Source organism: Ktedonobacterales bacterium (assembly GCA_036557285.1).
Taxonomy (GTDB): Bacteria; Chloroflexota; Ktedonobacteria; order Ktedonobacterales; family DATBGS01; genus DATBHW01.
Genome location: DATBHW010000022.1, coordinates 12,058 through 28,862 on the forward strand (window position 1 = coordinate 12,058; position 16,805 = coordinate 28,862).

16 protein-coding genes are annotated in these 16,805 nt (G+C 61.1%); 11 read left to right on the top strand and 5 right to left on the bottom strand.

The features are described from left to right. Positions 1-16: 16 nt before the first annotated feature. On the bottom strand, positions 17-1,387 hold the full coding sequence (gene ffh, locus VH599_07555; GenBank protein HEY7348163.1) for a signal recognition particle protein: 1,371 nt from the start codon (positions 1,385-1,387) through the stop codon (positions 17-19). A 223-nt stretch (positions 1,388-1,610) separates the two neighbouring features. On the opposite strand from ffh, the gene VH599_07560 reads away from it, so the two are divergent. Continuing rightward, entirely contained in the window at positions 1,611-1,985 is a 375-nt protein-coding gene (locus tag VH599_07560) for a nucleotide pyrophosphohydrolase (GenBank protein ID HEY7348164.1), read from the top strand. A gap of 116 nt (positions 1,986-2,101) precedes the next feature. On the opposite strand, the gene VH599_07565 is transcribed toward VH599_07560, so the two are convergent. Further along, entirely contained in the window at positions 2,102-2,824 is a 723-nt protein-coding gene (locus tag VH599_07565) for a PIG-L deacetylase family protein (GenBank protein ID HEY7348165.1), read from the bottom strand. 136 nt (positions 2,825-2,960) lie between these two features. Between VH599_07565 and ispE the strand changes: the two genes are divergently transcribed. The 9 genes from ispE (at position 2,961) to VH599_07610 (ending at position 13,874) form a co-directional block, all read left to right on the top strand. Continuing rightward, entirely contained in the window at positions 2,961-3,860 is a 900-nt protein-coding gene (gene ispE / locus VH599_07570; protein ID HEY7348166.1) for a 4-(cytidine 5'-diphospho)-2-C-methyl-D-erythritol kinase, read from the top strand. Positions 3,861-3,889: 29 nt separating this feature from the next. Further along, positions 3,890-4,381 (top strand): hypothetical protein, encoded by a 492-nt coding sequence (locus VH599_07575; GenBank protein HEY7348167.1) that lies wholly within the window; start codon positions 3,890-3,892, stop codon positions 4,379-4,381. Positions 4,382-4,567: 186 nt separating this feature from the next. Then, entirely contained in the window at positions 4,568-7,588 is a 3,021-nt protein-coding gene (locus VH599_07580; GenBank protein ID HEY7348168.1) for an FtsX-like permease family protein, read from the top strand. A 25-nt stretch (positions 7,589-7,613) separates the two neighbouring features. Continuing rightward, positions 7,614-8,591, top strand: coding sequence for an ABC transporter ATP-binding protein (locus VH599_07585; GenBank protein ID HEY7348169.1), 978 nt, complete (start codon positions 7,614-7,616; stop codon positions 8,589-8,591). Between the two features lie 78 nt (positions 8,592-8,669). Beyond that, positions 8,670-9,365: an ABC transporter ATP-binding protein gene (locus tag VH599_07590; protein HEY7348170.1), complete on the top strand. Its 696-nt coding sequence runs from the start codon at positions 8,670-8,672 to the stop codon at positions 9,363-9,365. A 117-nt stretch (positions 9,366-9,482) separates the two neighbouring features. Continuing rightward, the gene (fabZ, locus tag VH599_07595; protein HEY7348171.1) at positions 9,483-9,971 is read left to right on the top strand and encodes a 3-hydroxyacyl-ACP dehydratase FabZ; all 489 of its coding nucleotides are present in this window, start codon (positions 9,483-9,485) and stop codon (positions 9,969-9,971) included. A gap of 5 nt (positions 9,972-9,976) precedes the next feature. Further along, positions 9,977-11,386, top strand: coding sequence for a glycosyltransferase family 9 protein (locus VH599_07600; protein ID HEY7348172.1), 1,410 nt, complete (start codon positions 9,977-9,979; stop codon positions 11,384-11,386). 16 nt (positions 11,387-11,402) lie between these two features. Next, positions 11,403-12,692, top strand: a complete 1,290-nt coding sequence (gene waaF / locus VH599_07605) for a lipopolysaccharide heptosyltransferase II (GenBank protein ID HEY7348173.1) — start codon at positions 11,403-11,405, stop codon at positions 12,690-12,692. 21 nt (positions 12,693-12,713) lie between these two features. Beyond that, positions 12,714-13,874: a glycosyltransferase family 1 protein gene (locus VH599_07610; GenBank protein HEY7348174.1), complete on the top strand. Its 1,161-nt coding sequence runs from the start codon at positions 12,714-12,716 to the stop codon at positions 13,872-13,874. Here VH599_07610 and VH599_07615 read toward each other — a convergent pair. From VH599_07615 to VH599_07625, 3 genes are read right to left on the bottom strand one after another with little or no spacing between them, the layout of a single operon-like run. Next, complete coding sequence (locus VH599_07615) at positions 13,861-14,637, bottom strand: hypothetical protein (GenBank protein ID HEY7348175.1); 777 nt, start codon at positions 14,635-14,637, stop codon at positions 13,861-13,863. The genes VH599_07610 and VH599_07615 overlap by 14 nt on opposite strands. A gap of 26 nt (positions 14,638-14,663) precedes the next feature. After that, positions 14,664-15,929: a radical SAM protein gene (locus tag VH599_07620; GenBank protein HEY7348176.1), complete on the bottom strand. Its 1,266-nt coding sequence runs from the start codon at positions 15,927-15,929 to the stop codon at positions 14,664-14,666. Between the two features lie 22 nt (positions 15,930-15,951). Further along, positions 15,952-16,248, bottom strand: coding sequence for a hypothetical protein (locus VH599_07625; GenBank protein HEY7348177.1), 297 nt, complete (start codon positions 16,246-16,248; stop codon positions 15,952-15,954). 412 nt (positions 16,249-16,660) lie between these two features. Here VH599_07625 and VH599_07630 point away from each other — a divergent pair, with 412 nt between their 5' ends. Beyond that, entirely contained in the window at positions 16,661-16,783 is a 123-nt protein-coding gene (locus tag VH599_07630) for a hypothetical protein (GenBank protein HEY7348178.1), read from the top strand. Positions 16,784-16,805: the final 22 nt, after the last annotated feature.

Below are 16,805 nucleotides of genomic sequence, written 5' to 3' on the forward strand. Positions count from 1 at the left end.
CTGGCTCTTTAGCGCGCTACAAACTAAAGGGGAAGCCGCGCCCTCCGCCAAAGAGGTTCTGGCGGCCCCTGCCGCCTTTCTGCATGGCGGCCACTTGCTTCATCATCTGGCGAATCTGCTCGAAGCTCTTTAGAAGCTGGTTGACATCCTGAACCGTCTTGCCGCTGCCTCTGGCTATGCGCCGCTTGCGGCTGCCGTTGATAATTTCTGGATGCCGACGCTCCTGCAAGGTCATCGAGAGGATCATCGCCTCGATGGGCTTAATCTGGTCTTCGTTCTGGAGTGCTTTGCCGATCTCTGATCCTGCGATCTTGTTGAAGCCGGGGAGCATATCCAGAAGCTGGGTGAGCGGCCCCATCTTGCGTAGATGGCGCATCTGCTGGAGAAAATCTTCCAGATCAAATGAGGCTTCGCGCAGTTTCTTTTCGAGTTTCTGAGCCTGCTTCTGGTCGATCTGCTCCTGCGCGCGTTCGATCAGGGTCAGAACATCGCCCATGCCTAGAATACGCGAGGCCAGCCGGTCGGGATAGAAGGCTTCCAGCGCATCCGCTTTTTCGCCGGTCGCCAGGAATTTGATCGGGACGCCAGTCACTTCGCGGATGGACAAGGACGCGCCGCCGCGCGCGTCACCGTCCATTTTAGTCATAATCAGCCCGGTCAGCCCAACAGCCTTGTTGAAATCGTCGGCGACGCGCACTGCATCCTGGCCGGTCATGGCGTCGGCGATGAGCAGCACCTCTTGCGGGTGAACGCGCTCGCGGATGGTGGCGACCTCTTGCATGAGTTCGCTGTCAATGTGCAGACGGCCAGCGGTATCGAGAATGGCGGTGGTAGCACCGTTCTCGCGCGCGTATTTGATGGCGCGCACGCAGATGTCGGGCGGCCTGGCGCCGGGTTCTTCAGCATAGACTGGTAGATTCAGTTGCTTGCCAAGCTGCTGAAGTTGCAGCACAGCAGCGGGACGCTGCATGTCGGCGGCAACCATCAAGGGATGCTGGCCTTGCTTGCGCAGATAATTGGCGAGCTTGGCGACGGTGGTGGTTTTGCCGGAACCCTGAAGACCCACCAGCATGATGATGGTGGGCGGTGTACCCGCATAATTCAGTTTCGTTTTGCCGTCTGTGCCGCCGAGCATTTCAACGAGCTGCTCGTGAACAATTTTAATGACCTGCTGGGCCGGAGACAGGCTTTCCAGCACTTCGCTGCCAATGGCGCGCTCCTGCACGCGAGCGACAAACTGCTTGACCACTTTGAAGCTGACATCGGCTTCGAGGAGCGCCTGGCGCACCTCGCGCATAGCCTCGTTGACATCATTTTCGCTGAGCCGACCCTTGCCGCGCAGGCGCTCAAACACGGCATCGAGCCGCGTGGTCAAACTTTCAAACATTGCTCATACCCTCCATCTGGCCCGGCAGATTGTGCTATCTGATAGCACAGGCTCATATTATACCATCATCAGTGGTGGGGGAAAGACAACAGCAAGCCCAAACGGTGTAAAAAATCGTGTGGAAAAAGCACTTGCACAAGCGGGCGAGTCATGTTATCATTTATAGTAGAGCGGTGAACACCTGTTCTAATCTTTTTCCGACACTGAGATCGGGGGATCTGGTATGTCCGATGAACTCACAACGGTACAATACCTCAAGGGCGTGGTTGAACAATTTGTAGAAGAACGCGAATGGAACGGGCGATTACAGCCCAAAGACTTGACGATGGGGTTGGAGATAGAGGTTGCGGAAATCGCTGAGCATTTTCACTTCAAGGATGATGAGGAGATTGAGCGTGAGCTAGACGACGCGCGGAAACGACGCGCGATAGGCTATGAGATTGCTGATGTCTTGTATTACCTGCTGGCGCTCTCATCGAAGCTTGGTATAGACATCAGCCAGACATTCTTAGAAAAGATGGATCAGACCGAGCAGCGCGTGCCAGTCTATCTGGCGCGAGGGCAGACAGGAAAGCTCAGTAGATTGCCCGCAGGGTGACTGCTCGCTGTGTTGGAACGTTGTTTTTGAGGACATAAAGCGCCAGCAGACCCGGAGAGGAGAAGGTTTCCCCTCCAGGCCCATATCTGCTGCTGATCTGGCTGCCCGGAACCCGCTTAGCGCGGGCCGGGGATGGTTGGATGAATCATGGGCAGGTGTCTGAACGCCTCGGCATAGAGCATCCCACGTTCCTGACCAACAGCGCGTCCCCGCGCGCGCATGAATGGGTCCATATCACGGTCGCCAACCTGACTGACATGACAGCGCAGCGCGGCGATTTTTTTGTCTATCGTTTCGGTGATGTCTACCCAGTGGTTGGGGTGATCGGTGGCGAAGAAATACACGTCGAGCACGCGATGGTCGCGCACGTCGCCGCTGATTTGTTCGGGATAATACATAGGCATGCGGGCATCGGCGATGGCGTCGAGGGTTGATTGTCCAATGGCGCGATGATCGGGGTGGACCTGATAGTGCTGCCAGGGGTCAAAGGTCAGCACAATATCAGGTCGGCCCTTGCGCAGCACGAGCGCCAGTTCGCGGCGCAGGGCGATGGAAGGCTCGACCTCGCCGTCGTTATAGCGGAGGAAGGTGACTTCGGCGACTCCCAGGACTTCGGCAGCGGCGCGTTGTTCTGCTTCGCGGATGGCGGCCAGTTTTTCTGGCGTCATGCCCGGCTCGTGGCTGCCCCGGTTGCCGCTGGTTGCCAGCACGTACTCGGCTCGCGCGCCTGCGGCGGTGTAGCTGGCAACGGTCCCCCCGCAGGTAAACTCGGCGTCGTCGGGATGGGCCATAATAACCATGACTCGTAGCTGAGCAGTAGTTGGCTGAGATGTGGACATCGGCTCTGTGTTATCCTTTCGCATGCGGAGATTAACGCGCATTCGGCCCGGTAGGGTATTGTGTATTATAAGCCTGGGGTTTCTATCGTTTCAACAATTGGGGTTTCTAGCTGAGGGCTTTTGCGCCATGAATGCGATGCGCACAGAAGGATGGTTCTTTGCGCGAGCGTATGCCAAAATCAATCTGACGCTGGATGTGCTGGGTCGGCGGGCGGATGGCTATCATGAACTGGCGTCGGTGATGCAGACGGTCGCGCTGGCGGATACGCTGGCGTTTCGGGCGCTGGCCGATGGCGCGACAGCGTTTTTTTGCGATGCGCCAGCCTTGAATGGGCCAGATAATCTGGTGTGTCGCGCGGTTCAGGCGCTGCGCGAGGCGACGGGCTGCCAGCGCGGGGCGCGCATCGAATTGCAGAAACAGACGCCGACGCAGGGGGGCCTGGGCGGCGGCAGCAGCGATGCCGCCAGCGTCTTGCTGGCGCTGAACGCCTGGTGGTCGTTGGGTTTGAGCCAGGCGCGCCTGCTGGAACTGGCGGCGGGCCTGGGGTCGGATGTGCCTTTTTTTGTGCTGGGGGGTACTGCGCTGGTGGAGGGTCGCGGCGAGCATGTGACGCCTCTGCCCGATCTCCCCGGTATGTGGGCCGTGCTGCTCAAGCCTCCTGTCGCTGTCTCGACTCCGGCGGTGTTTCGGGTGCTGACACCCGATGCGTATACCGATGGGCAGGCGACAAAGAAGCTGGTCGAGGCTCTAGGTGCAGGCGCTCCGCTGCCGCTGGACAGGTTGGTCAATGCGTTGGAGGCGCGTGTCTGCCAGGAATATCCCGCTGTATCTGAGGGCCGCGCCGCTTTGATACAGGCGGGGGCATCCCTGACGCGGATGAGCGGGAGCGGCCCCACGCTTTTCGCGTTGTTTCACTCGCTGGAGGAGGCCCGGCCAGTCTATCAGGCGCTACGGAGTGAAGGCAGACAGGTCTGGCTGACGCGCACCGTCTCGCGCGCAACGGCTCTGGCGACGCCTGGCATAGCTGGCGTTTAAGGGTTCATCTTGGGCAGGAGCGAACGATCATGTCACTGTTTGTGCATCTTACCTCAGCCGGGCAGGTGAATCGCATCAGACGCTCTGGCATCAAGAAAAAAGGCCGGGGAGTCTTCTGTATGCCAGTCCTGCCCAATTATTACATCTCCCATCAATGGGTGCGCGAACTCAAGCGGAGTGGGCAGCGCACTATGGTGGCGATCTATTTTTCTCTCTCACCGGATGAGCCAGTCGAGGTTGGCCGCTATAATCAGCCCCATCAGTATATCAGTGCTGGCGCAGCTATCAAGGTCATTACCGAGTCGCCTGACCCTGAAGGGTTTGAGGTGATTGTGCCGCGCTCCATTGGGCGGGCGGAGTTGCATCGAGTGCGCGCGGTTCCCCAAGGACTGGGCTGGCGATATTTTCCTCACTCGCATCAGCGCAAACCCTGCCTCTGCCGGTGGTGTCTGCGCGGTGACATCAAAGCGCAGCGCCTGCGGCGTCGCGCCGCTCAGGACGGCGCGCGAGATGATTTCTGATCCTCCATTATCACCGCTCGTATGGTAGGTTGACAAAACAGCGCCTCAGCAGTATACTTAGGAGCAACCGATGTCAAAATCGGTTACGGAACCGGTTACAAGCCGAAGCCACCCTCTTTTCAACGGCGCTACGCGCTGTATATCTCCCTACTGTACCGGCCAACTGGAAGGGAGCTTGAGCCAGACGTGCTTACAAAGCCGCGCCCAACAGTAACGCTGCCCCGACGCGAAAGAGGCGCCGTTATTCCTCCAATGGTGACTTTAGCCTTCTGGCGTGTGCGTGAAACCTGGCGCTTGCTCCTGGTGGCGACTCTGGGCGTGATGGTGGCGGTCGTGCTTGTTTGCGCAGTCCCCCTTTTCTCACGAGTCTCGCTGACTGCCGGATTGCGTGCCGTCCTCAACGCCACTCCCCAGGATTCAGAAGCCATTCTTTCGACCCAAGCGATTAGCCTCAATCAACAGGTCTTTGCCGAAGAGATCGATCAGCCGCTCCGATCCTTCATGCAAGAACACCTGGGAACCGCGATCAAAAAGCGCCCGGAGTTTATTCTTCAGACTCAGGGGATAGACATCATTTCTTCCGACCCAGGCGAGAGTGGTAATCAAATGGCGCTGCTGGGCTTTGATATGCAGCAGGCTGCGGCTCACGCCGAACTGCTCCAGGGGCGGCTGCCTGAGCAGAGAGGCGCTGAACTTGAGGGCGTCATCACCCAGAAAACCGCCGACGCGCTGCGCGTCAGCGTTGGCGCGACAATCCCTCTCTCCTTCTCCTTTTATCTGCGCCAGGTGTCGCACTTGCAGGTAGCCACCCAGACGCTCCAGCTGCGCGTGGTAGGTATTTTCGCGCCAGAGCGTGATGACCCTTTCTGGCAGGGATACGACTTCGACCCATCCCCGTTGGGGACATTTATCAGCTATAAAGCCCTGATGTCTACCGATACGTATCTGGCCCTGCTCACCACGATTGGACATGCCCATGAGGATGATGGGGTGGTGTATTTCGTCCCGAACCAGCAGCCATTTCTCGATTGGTATTACACGTTAGATGTGAACCGCATCTCAATGGGTACCCTTGACGACCTCATTGCCCGGCTCTTTTCGGCGCAGACGCAAATCGTCCACGACTATGGACAAACGCCTTACTTTTCTGATCCGCAGCTCTTTGGCCCGCCGCTGGAGTTATACGGCGCGCCCAGCACCCTTGAACGCTATCGTGATCGCGCTGCTGTTGCCAGCATTCCCGCCGACATCCTCCTGATTCAAGTGCTGGCGCTGACCCTCTTCTTCGCCAGCATGATTGCTGATCTCATCATTGATCGCCAGGCTGGGGTCATCGCGCTTCTGCGGAGCCGGGGGGCCAGCCGCCATCACATTTTCGGCTCGTTTGTCACTCAGAGCATCGGCTTGGGCTTGATTGCCCTGGCTGTTGGGCCGCTGCTCGCCATTCCCCTGGCGCGCATTCTTGGGCTGCGCTTGCTGGCTCCAGCCGATCAGAATGCGCTTAATGTGATCGATGGCAGCCCCTTGCAGATCGCGCTCACGCTGCGCTGGTTTGCCCTGGCGGCGGCAGCCTGTGCCGTTATCGCTATGATTCTTTCGGTGCGTGGTTCAACCAGCCAGGATGTGCTGGCCCTGCGCCGCGAAGCTGCCCGCTCCACGCGACACCCGCTCTGGCGTCGTCTCAACCTTGACGTGTTCTTCGTCATTATCGCCCTGACCGGCTTTGGCCTCTCGCTCTATGTTACCCATACCGGGGCGCTGGACGCGCGAACCAATCTGCTGATCTCTACTCCGCTGGCGCTGGTCGCGCCGATGCTGCTCATAGTTGCGGGCATTCTGCTGTTCCTGCGCCTCTTTCCCCTGCTCTTACAGCTAGGAGCCTGGCTTAGCGCCAGGCGTCCGGGTGCGCCAATGCTGCTGGCGATAGCCCAGATGGCGCGCGCTCCCCGCCAGGCCACGCGCATGATCTTGCTGCTGGCGCTGGCGAGCGGTTTCGGCGTTTTCACGCTGGTCTTTCAGGCTACTCAAGCGCAGCAAGCCCGCAAAGTCAGCGCCTATCAGGTGGGCGCTGACTTTAGCGGGACCATTCCCCCCGGCATCTTTGAGCAACCTCCCCTGGCGCAGCAAACAGCCGCGTATCGCCGTATTCCAGGCGTACTTTCCGCTGCCCTGGGCTACAGCACCCAGGCTGTCCCCGAAGGCAACAATCAGAGCATCGCGCTCGAAATCCGCGCGGTGGATACCAGTACCTATGCCCGGACAGCCATCTGGACCGATCAGGACGCTTCCCAACCGCTTCCCGCCCTTATGCAGGAACTTGCCAGACAAAGCGCGTCCGGCGGGTCACAGATTCCGGCTATTGTTGATGCCCTTGCCTGGAATGCGCTTGATCTTTCCAAAGGGGCTACGTTTTCCCTGGCGCTCTCTAACTCAGGGGCGTTTCTCCCATTTATCGCCATTGAAGAAGTGCAGCACATTCCCACCGTCAACGATAGCCTGGTTTCCGGCGGCACTGGCGATTACAGCCCGCCTGGCGGTATCTTGATTGATTACCAGACCTTTGCTACCATCTTTGGAAGAGCCACCGATTCGCCTATTCAGCGGAACGAGGTCTGGCTGCGAACCTCGGATGAACCGGCCATGCTTGCCAGCGTGCGCCGCGCCTTGAGCAGTGGCCCGCTGGCGCTTGTTCCGTTCTATGACCGGCGAGCGATGATTGCCCGGTCACAAAGCGACCCGCTCTATGTCAATCTCATCGGTGATCTGGCGCTGGGCGCAGCCATCGCTCTGCTGCTGGCTCTGGTGGGTAATCTGATTAGCTCCTGGCTCAGCGCCAGGAACCGTCTGATGAACTTTGCCTTGCTCCGCGCGCTGGGAAGCACGCCGGGCCAGGTTGCCAGGGTACTGCTGTGTGAGCAAAGTGTCGTATATAGTATAGCAATAGGTCTTGGTGTCATTTTTGGCGCCTTGCTAGCAGTGACGGCCATCCCCGCGCTGGTTTTCACCAGCGCAACGCAAGCGTTGGGGATCACCAGTGGTGAGTTTTACGTCATCCAGCGGGTACTGCCCGTCCAGATGGTGATTCCTCCGTCCCTTATCATCGCGCTGGCTTTGCTGGTTCTGCTGTGCATTACTGCCCTGGGGATGATGGCGCGCATCGTCTCGAAGCCATCGATCAGCCAGACACTCCGTCTCAATGAGGATTAACATGAAGGTAAACGAGGAAGCTGCTATGTCGAAACCGCTGGTCATCTGTGAAAATCTGGTCAGGATTTATAAGGTGGCCGATCTCGAAGTCGTGGCGTTGCAAGGACTGGACCTGGAAGTCGCAGCAGGAGAAATGCTGGCAATTGTTGGCGCATCCGGCTCTGGCAAAAGTACGCTGCTCAATATTCTAGGCGGGCTGGACAGCCCCACCGCCGGAGCCTGTGTCGTTGCCGGACGCGCGCTCACACACCTGAGCGAAGCAGAGCGTGTCAAGTACCGCCAGTTCGTTGTGGGCCACATCTGGCAACAGAGCGGGCGCAATCTGCTGCCTGAATTGACTGCCGCCGCCAATATCGAACTACCACAGGTGCTGGTCGGCGTCAGCCAGGCGCGGCGCTCGCTCCGGGCGCAAGAATTACTGGAGTTAGTGGGTCTGGGCGGCATGGGCAAGAAAAAGCCCGATCAACTCTCCGGCGGAGAGCAGCAGCGCGTCGCCATTGCGGTCGCGCTTGCCAACGAGCCTACACTCCTGCTGGCTGATGAGCCAACCGGCGAACTCGATTCCGTCACCGCCAGCGAAGTGATGACCCTGCTGCACAAACTGAACCAGGAACTCGACCTGACGATCATCATCGTCACCCATGACGTAGCCATTGCCGCCGCAGCAGATCGCACCATTGCCATCCGCGACGGGCGCACCAGCACCGAAACCGTTCGCCGCGAGGCTCCGCTCACTGACACGAGTTTTCACTTCGCTAATGGCAGCACGATTATTGGCCTGCCCGGCGAGACCCATGTGGAATCCATCCTGATTGATCGCGTCGGTCGGCTTCAGCTTCCCAAAGAAGCGATTGACACCCTCCCCTTCAACGGGCGCGCGCTTGTCCGCATTGTGGGCGACCATGTGGAACTCTGGCCGCCCGGCGCGGAACTGCCGGGTAGAGACAGCCCCTCCATTCCATCAGCGGCTACCCAGGCAAAGCGCGAGGGCCATTCGCAGTAGCTGCATCAGCAAGAAGAGCGGTAGGCGCCAACTCAGCAGCGCAATGATCATCTACAAGAAGGGGAGTAACCAGCCATTATGGAAGCAGCAGCAATCACTACCACCATTGCCGAGGCGCGCGGTGTGACCCGTGTATTTCGCACCGGCAGCGGCCTTGTCCACGCCCTGCGGGGCATAGACCTGCGCATTCAGCCGGGGGAGCTTGTGGCGCTGCGCGGACGCTCTGGATCGGGCAAGACGACGCTGCTCAGTATTCTGGCCGGATTGGATGATCCGACAGAGGGGCAGGTACTGGTTCTGGACAAAGACCTCGGTAAGCTGGGTGAAGTGGCCCGCGCAAAATTGCGCCGCGACAAGATCGGCATGATGTTCCAGAATGCTCACCTGTTTCCCTCGCTGACAGCGCAAGAAAATGTTGAGATACCGCTGCGCCTGGCGTTGGTCCCTTCGGACCAACGCGACAAGCAGGCCCGCGAGGCGCTTGAACTCGTCGGATTGACTCCGCGCGCCCATCATCGCGGCCTGGAGCTTTCGGGAGGTGAGCAGCAGCGCGTGGCCCTGGCGCGCGCCCTGGTGCATAAACCCAGCTTCATCGTCGCCGATGAACCCACCGGCAACCTCGACTCGATGACCGGGCGCACTATCGCCGCCCTCCTGCGCCGCACCGCCCACGAGCAGCAGATCGGTTTGCTCGTCGCCACTCATGACGTGACGATTGTAGAGGCTGTTGATCGCGTTCTGGTTATTCAGGATGGCCGAATCGTCGAGGGCTAGCGGAGCAGGCGCTGGTAAACAATGGATTGCTCATGCAGCGCCAGCGCATGCTATAATGATGCCATTGGCGCGCTGCATTCTGGCGGCGCTTTGATCTCTGCGAAGCAGGAGCCATCTGTGCTAAGCTCTGAAGAAATTCGGCGGATTATTCCCCACCGCTATCCGTTTTTGCTGGTTGATCGCGTGCTTGAACTCAGCGCAGACCGCGCTGTGGGCCTCAAGCATGTGACCAACAATGAGCCGTTTTTTCAGGGGCATTTTCCTGAGTACGCGGTTATGCCGGGCGTGCTGATTGCGGAGGCGGCGGCCCAGGTGGGCGCGGTAGCTGTGCTGAGCCAGCCAGCATATCAGGGGCGTCTGGCTTTCCTGGCGGGATTGGATGGCTGGCGCTTTAAGCGCCAGGTAACGCCTGGCGATACCCTCACCATTGAGGTGACGCTGGCGGCTATCCGACGCGGCATCGGCAAGGGACATGCGCGCGTGTCGGTGGAAGGGAACGTTGCCGCCGAGGGAGACCTGCTCTTCGCTATCGGACCAGCGCCAACCCAGGACAGCGCGAGCGCCGCTGCGAGCGACGACGCAGCAGGAACGGAGCGCGAGGCGTGAGGCGATTGGCGCGCAGATGCCTGCTGCTGCTGGCGCTGGCTATCGGCTTCGCGCGCAACGGGTTCAGGTCGGCGCGGGTGCGCGAGCGACCAAGGGGAGCGAGAGTGCGGGAATCCGGTGGCAGCCCGCGAGCGAGCGCAGCGAGCGAGAATGCGGAAACCCAGTTTCCGCAAGGGCTGCCCCCCGCAGGGGACCGCAAGCGCCCGCCGCCGCAGGCGCGGGTGCGCGAGGTTCGGCGAGTAGTGTTGATACGCCCCGATCACCTGGGCGATATGCTCTTTACGACGCCCGCCCTGTCCGAACTGCGGCGCGCTTTGCCGGACGCGCATATTACCTATCTGATTGGTCCCTGGTTTCGTGAGATTGTGGCGCGTAACCCCTCTCTCGATGAGATACAGACCTGCGCTTTTCCGGGCTTTCGCCGCGAGACGCAGGGCGCGCTGGAGCCATACCGGCTGCTGTGGCGGCTGGCGCGAGAGTTGCGTAGAGGGCGCTATGACCTGGCAATAGTCCTGCGTCCCGATTTCTGGTGGGGCGTCTGGCTGATCTATCTGGCAGGGATTCCGCTGCGCCTGGGCTATGCCGCTGATTTGCAAACGCCCTTCCTGACCTGGGCGCTGCCGCTGCGCGCTGGCGAACATGCCGTCAGGCAAAATCTGCGGCTGGTTCGGGCAGCGGCGCTCCTGGCAAAAGATGGGTCTGGCAGCAGCACGACGACAAGGAAATTATCGGCTGAGCAGGTAGCCCAATTAGATCAATTAGATAACGTGGCCCCCGTTCAGGGGCAGCCGCCGCTGGAGTTTGCGCCCACCGATGAGGAGCGCGCCTGGGTACAGAAGCGGCTGGCGCAGGCAGATATGAGCGGGCGCGACAGGTTGGTAGTCATTCATCCAGGGACGGGCGCGCCGGTAAAGCTCTGGGGGACAACTTCCTGGGCGCGTGTGGCCGATGCCCTGGCCCGCGCGCATGGCCTTCGTATTGTGCTGACAGGCAGCGCAGGCGAGCGCGAGCAGGTGGAGGGCATCAGGGCGCAGATGAGGCAGCCCGCGCTGACGTTGATCGGCGAGACCGATGTTGGCAGGCTCGCGGCGCTGCTGGCGCGGGCCGACCTGGCTCTGGGCGTGGATAACGGGCCGCTGCATCTGGCGACGGCGCAGGGCACACCGACGGTGCGCCTCTATGGCCCGACGGACCCGCGCGTCTTTGCGCCCTGGGGCGAACCCAGGCTGCATAAGATCGTGCAGGCGCAGCAGCCCTGCGCCGGATGCGCGGCTATTCCCTGCGGGCGTCTTGATTGGTCGCCAGAAGAGTTACCCGCGCATCCCTGTGTCCGTTCTCTCTCTGTTGAAGAGGTCTTAGCGGCGGCTGAGGCGCTGTTGAATCAACGCATGGCAAAGCAAGAAGAAAAAGCCTGATCTGGAGTCGCTCTCTATGGGTATGGTTGGGTATGATATACGGCCCTCGTTTCTGCGGCGAACACGGACACTGCTGATTCATCGTCTCATCAAGCCCGCGCTTCAGCGAGCGATCTATTATGGTCTGGGGACGGTTGGCCTGGTCTCGCGCCTGGGCCGCCTGGGACGGGTGATGCCGCCGCTGACGCCTGCGACGTTTGCCCCCAAACGGATTTTGCTGATTCGCACAGACCTGATGGGCGACGTGATTCTCTCGCTGCCAGCGGCGCACGCGCTGCGCCGCGCTTATCCGGCGGCGCAGATTGATATGCTGATCCTGCCGCCGAATATCGGGGTGATCAAGTATGATCCGGCCATTGCGCGTATCGTGACCTATGATCCTAATATCTGGCGTCGCCCCAACGCATTCCTGACTGCTGGCAGTTATCGCGCGTTCCTGGGCTTGCTGCGCGATCTGCGCGCCGCGCAGTATGATTTGTGTCTGAGCCTGGCCGGAGATTGGGCGAGCGTCTTCGCCTTTTTCAGCAAGGCGCGGCGGCGCTTGGGCTATCGAGATGAGGCGTACCCCTTCTTCATGACCGATCCTGTGCCGGGGGGGCGCTATCGCGTTCGCCAGCATGAGGTGGAGTATATCGCCGGGCTGGCGCGGGCAGCAGGCGCCGTCATTGAGGAAGGGCAGCGCGCGCCCGCGCTGGTGGTCAGCGAGCAGGCCAGAGCGGATGTCAAGGCGCTCCTGGCGGCCAACGGCGTGCAGGAGGGCGATCTGCTCATCGCCGCGCATGCCGGGGCGACGAATGGGCTGGCGAAACGCTGGCCGATTCCCCACTGGGCGACGCTGGCCGACCAACTGATGACACAGCTTGGGGCGAAGGTGGTCCTGACGGGAGCCGCCAGCGACGCCGAGATTACCGCAGCCATAGCGGCGCGCATGCAGCAGGCACCGCTGGATCTCACCGGCAAGACGACGATCCCGCAGCTTGCCGCGCTGCTGGCGCGCTGTGATCTGGTGATCAGCGGCGACAGCGGCCCCTTGCATATGGCTGGAGCGGTGGGATCGCCGGTAGTTGCCATTCATGGCCCGACGGACCCCGTTCTCAGCGGGCCAGCGGGCAAAGAAGCGACGGTGCTGCGGTTGGGCATCTGGTGCAGCCCCTGCTACGACGCCAGCTATTGGGCGGAGTGTCGCTTCTTCAACCCTGTCTGTATGAAGGCGATTACGCCCGATCAGGCGCTGGCAGCGGCGCGCGCTCGCCTGGGGCGATCAGCCCGAACAAACGATCAGGCTGCTATAACGCAGCAAACATAGACCTTCGACTGAGGACACGCGATGAATATCGCCTTTGATCTGGTGGCAGTTGAGCGGCTGGATGATGGCATGTATACAGCGAGCCTGGCGCTCTTACAGGGTCTGCAAAAAGTGCCTACCGATCACCGCTATCTGCTGCTGACGGGCCGTCCGGGGCGCTATGCGCACTTTGCCAGGGATAAGCGCTTTGAGATCGTCCACGCGCCCATCCCGATCTTACAGCGCGACGCGGTCTTGCTGGAGCATCAGGTGTTGGAGCCGCTGACGCTGCGGCGTTTGCGCCCGGATGTGCTGCATAGCCCTGGCCTGGCAAGCCCGCTGCTCTGGCGTGGGCCGGTAGTGCTGACGCTGCATGATGTGGCTTTTCTCGCTCTGCCGGAGCAGATGTCGCGGGCCAGCCTCTATTACTGGCGCTATGTAGCCTTGCCCAGCGCCCGACGAGCAGCGCGCATCGTGACCGTCTCACAGCATGCCCGCCAGGAGATTGCTCGAGAACTGCATCTGCCGCTTGAGCGCATCGAGATGGTCTATAACAGCATTGACGATCAATTCAAGGCTTCCGTTGCGCCTGAGCGGATTGTCCAGGCACGAGAACGCTATCATCTGAGTGAGCAATACATCCTCTTTGTGAGTACGCTGCACGCGCGCAAGAATGTGAGCGCGCTGATCCGCGCTTTTGGGCGGCTGGCGTCGGAGCTACCGGACTTCCAGCTTGTGTTAGTCGGTGGCATCAGCGGAGCCTCTGCGGAAATTGTGCGTGACGCCGAGCAATCGCCTGCTGCCGCGCGCATTCGCATGACGGGAAGAGTAGCCGATGAAGACCTTCCGGCGCTCTATGCCGGGGCGCGGGTATTTGCCCTGCCATCCAAACATGAGGGCTTTGGCCTGACAATGATCGAGGCGATGGCCTGTGGGACGCCGGTGGTCGCCAACAATGCAAGCTGCCTGCCGGAAGTCGCCGGAGATGCGGCACTGCTGGTGGATGCCGATGATACCGAAGCGTTCGCGGCGGCGCTGCGTCGCGCGGTTGAAGATGAGCCGCTGAGGCGAGAGTTGGTCGCGCGTGGCTTCCAGCGGGCGGCGCAGTTCCGCCCGGAGGTATGCGCGGGGCAGATGCTCGCGGTCTATGAGCAGGTGGCAGGCCAGCGAGCGAAACAAGATCGCTCATTCACGCATCCATAACCGCTTGAAACACGATCACTTCGCTGAAGGACACGCCATCAATCTGCATGGCATAGCAGCCTGGCGCTTGTAGACGGACATAAGAACCCCAAGAGCCTGCCTGGTCCGACCAGAGCAGGCGCAGTTCGGGCAGGAGGGGCGCGGCGTTCCAGTCTTCATAGTCCTGATCCAGGCCGCCGTTGAAGCGCAGCCCGTTGGGGCCATCAATCTGGCGGCCACGTATCACGACCGGCCCACTATTCCCAGAAGTTATCACCCACAATAGGTTCGCTCCCCCCCACGCGCTGGTTCCCGCGCCGAACTGCGCTGCATTCGCTGCCGACAGCGTGCCATCTGGGTCAAAGCCCACCGCATACATGGGTCCAGCGCCAAGCGCCAGACCGTATTGCGGTGAGATGTGCCGGGCCGGTATGAGGGGACACGCCGCGCCCGGAGCCAGGGTGGGCAGATGGAACGGGCGCTGCTCCAGAGAGGCCCACACCTCCGGTCCTGGCGTGACTGTCGGTTGTGTCGGCGTCTCAGACGGGCGTGCAGGCGCTGTAGGGGAGGCGAGTGAGCGCGCGCTGCGTTGGAACGGCGGCAGCGCGCCAGTCACCAGCGCGAGCAGGAGCAGAAGCAAGAGGCAGGCGGCCACAGCGATGCGCCGCATCGGGTGTTGCAGCGGGCGCAGCAGTCTTGCCAGGCTGGGTGCGCCTGACCGCTGCGGCGCCCCATCCGGTCCGGTTTCTCCCTGGTTCCCATTGCGATCCGTTGGGTCTGGCATGTCTCACCTCTGCCCTGCGCCTCTGCTCAGGCAAAATGCGCTGGCCCTTGTGCGCGCTGAATGGGAATGCTGAAGTTGCCGATGCGCAGATCGGGGAGTTCACGGCGCAGCGTCTCGATCATGGCCGCCATGCCAAGAGGGCGGCCACGCGGGGCAGGCAGGCGTGGCAGCAAGACCTCCGGGTCAATATTCAGGTTGCGTAGCTGCGCAAGACGCACGCCTGTCTCGCGCAGGAAGGCGATCATGGCCTCAACCTCATCTTCAGCATCGGCCAGTCCAGGGAAGAGCAGGAAATTGATCGCGCTATAGACGCCAGCCTCGCGGGCCAGGATCAACGAGCGCCTGACCTCCTGCAAGCCATAGCCGATGGGGCGATAATAAGCGTCGTAGGTTTCAGGGACGGCGGAAATAGTGCTGGCGCGCAGGCTGTCCAATCCGGCATCGTAGAGGCGTCCAAGCGCGCGCGGATTGCTGGCGTTGGTGTTGATGTTCAGCGTGCCGCGCGCGGTGCGGGCGCGGATGGCGCGGATGGCCTGCTCGATGCGCCGCGCCTGAAGCAGCGGCTCACCCTCACAGCCTTGCCCAAAGCTCAAGATGGCGTCCGGCGCGTGTTCCAGATGGGCGACGGCCACAGCGACGATCTCCTCAACGGTTGGGATGAAGGTCAGGCGATCTTGTGGCGAAACGAGATTTTCCTCATCCTGTTTGGAGATGCAGCCGATGCAGCGTGCGTTGCAGCCAGGCGAGACGGCCACAGCGCCTTCCCAGCGCCCGAAGAAGAGGTTACTGGCGGTGGGGCAGGCGTAATCCAGCGCGCAGTGCGCGTGATGCGCCAGCACGCGATTTTCAGGATCGGCGGCCAGGCGCTGCCCTACCAGGCGTTGAAGCGTTTTGCGGTTATAGGCATCGGGATGCCATTTGCGCGGGTCATCGGTGGCGAGCGCGGCGACGTACATCTGGCCGTTCATGGCGGCGACGGCGGTATAGCCAAAGAACGGCAGCGGCTCGGTTTCGAGGGTTTTCGTATAGGCAGGAAGATGCGTGCGCGTATAGCCGATGGGCAGGAGCGCGGCCAGCGCCCAGCCTTTTTTTGCGGGAATGCTCGCTCGCCGACCGTCACTCGTCAGGCCGCAGGCAAGCCGCTGTGGCAGCATAGAGAGTGTCGCGCCAGCGGGCAGGGGGATCAGGTCGCTGCGTTCCAGCGGGCGGCCAGTATAATCAATGGCGCGCAGGCGGGCTTCTTCGGCTATCCCTCCGTCGGGAGTGCTGTAGACGGTGTGTGCTGTACTCATCGTTGGATTCTGGGGAGCGTGATTATTTCGCCTTTTGGGGATCGCCTGAGATTGGTGGTGGGTCATTGGGGTCAAGCGGCGTATCCTCCAGCCGGTCCTGAAAGATTTCTGGAACGGCGGCGATTGCAATGGCCGGCTGATCATCAACCTCTGAAATGATCTCAAACACAAAACTGAATAGGATCTGATTGCCGATGGGCGTCTGACTCATCAAGCGGATGCGTGGGTGGTCCGTCTCGATCCAGGCGTTGATCGTGGCTTCGAGCAATTGGAAGTCGCCATTGCAATCCCCACTATGGAATGTTTTGAAACGATACATGCTGCCATGCTCCTCTCTTGCCAGAGGATTGCTGTCGGCGCCGCTCCAGGCCGCCTCCCGTCGGTGTCGCAATCAGAATAGTAGGGGCATTGTATCACGTCTGCTCTGCGCGTGCCAGAGTGTGATGTAGAGTGGTTCCACCAATTATCGGGGGTTGCCACCTGTAGCGCCGCCGTCCCGGCGGCTCGCCACCTGTAGCGCCGCCGTCCCGGCGGCTGGACGCTGCGCCAGGGCGAACGCTTGCCCTCCGGGCCACGGCGCCAGCAGGCCAACGCTGGCCGCCGGGACGGCGGCGCTACAGGTACACCGCCTCGCAGCCCCCTGCCGCCGGGACGGCGGCGCTACAGGCGGCCCCGCTTTTTGGCAGAACCATGTGGAGTGGGAGCGTCACACAAATGAGGGAAGGTGAAGATTGATCGAGCCACTTGAAGAGGCGCCTGTGCTTGATCTGGTGCGCGTGCTGGCCGGACTCTATTGCGCGATGATGCTGGCTCTTGTACAAATGTTTGGGCAGGGGTACAATGAAGGTACCTGATTTTGCCGATGTTGTAAGGGCA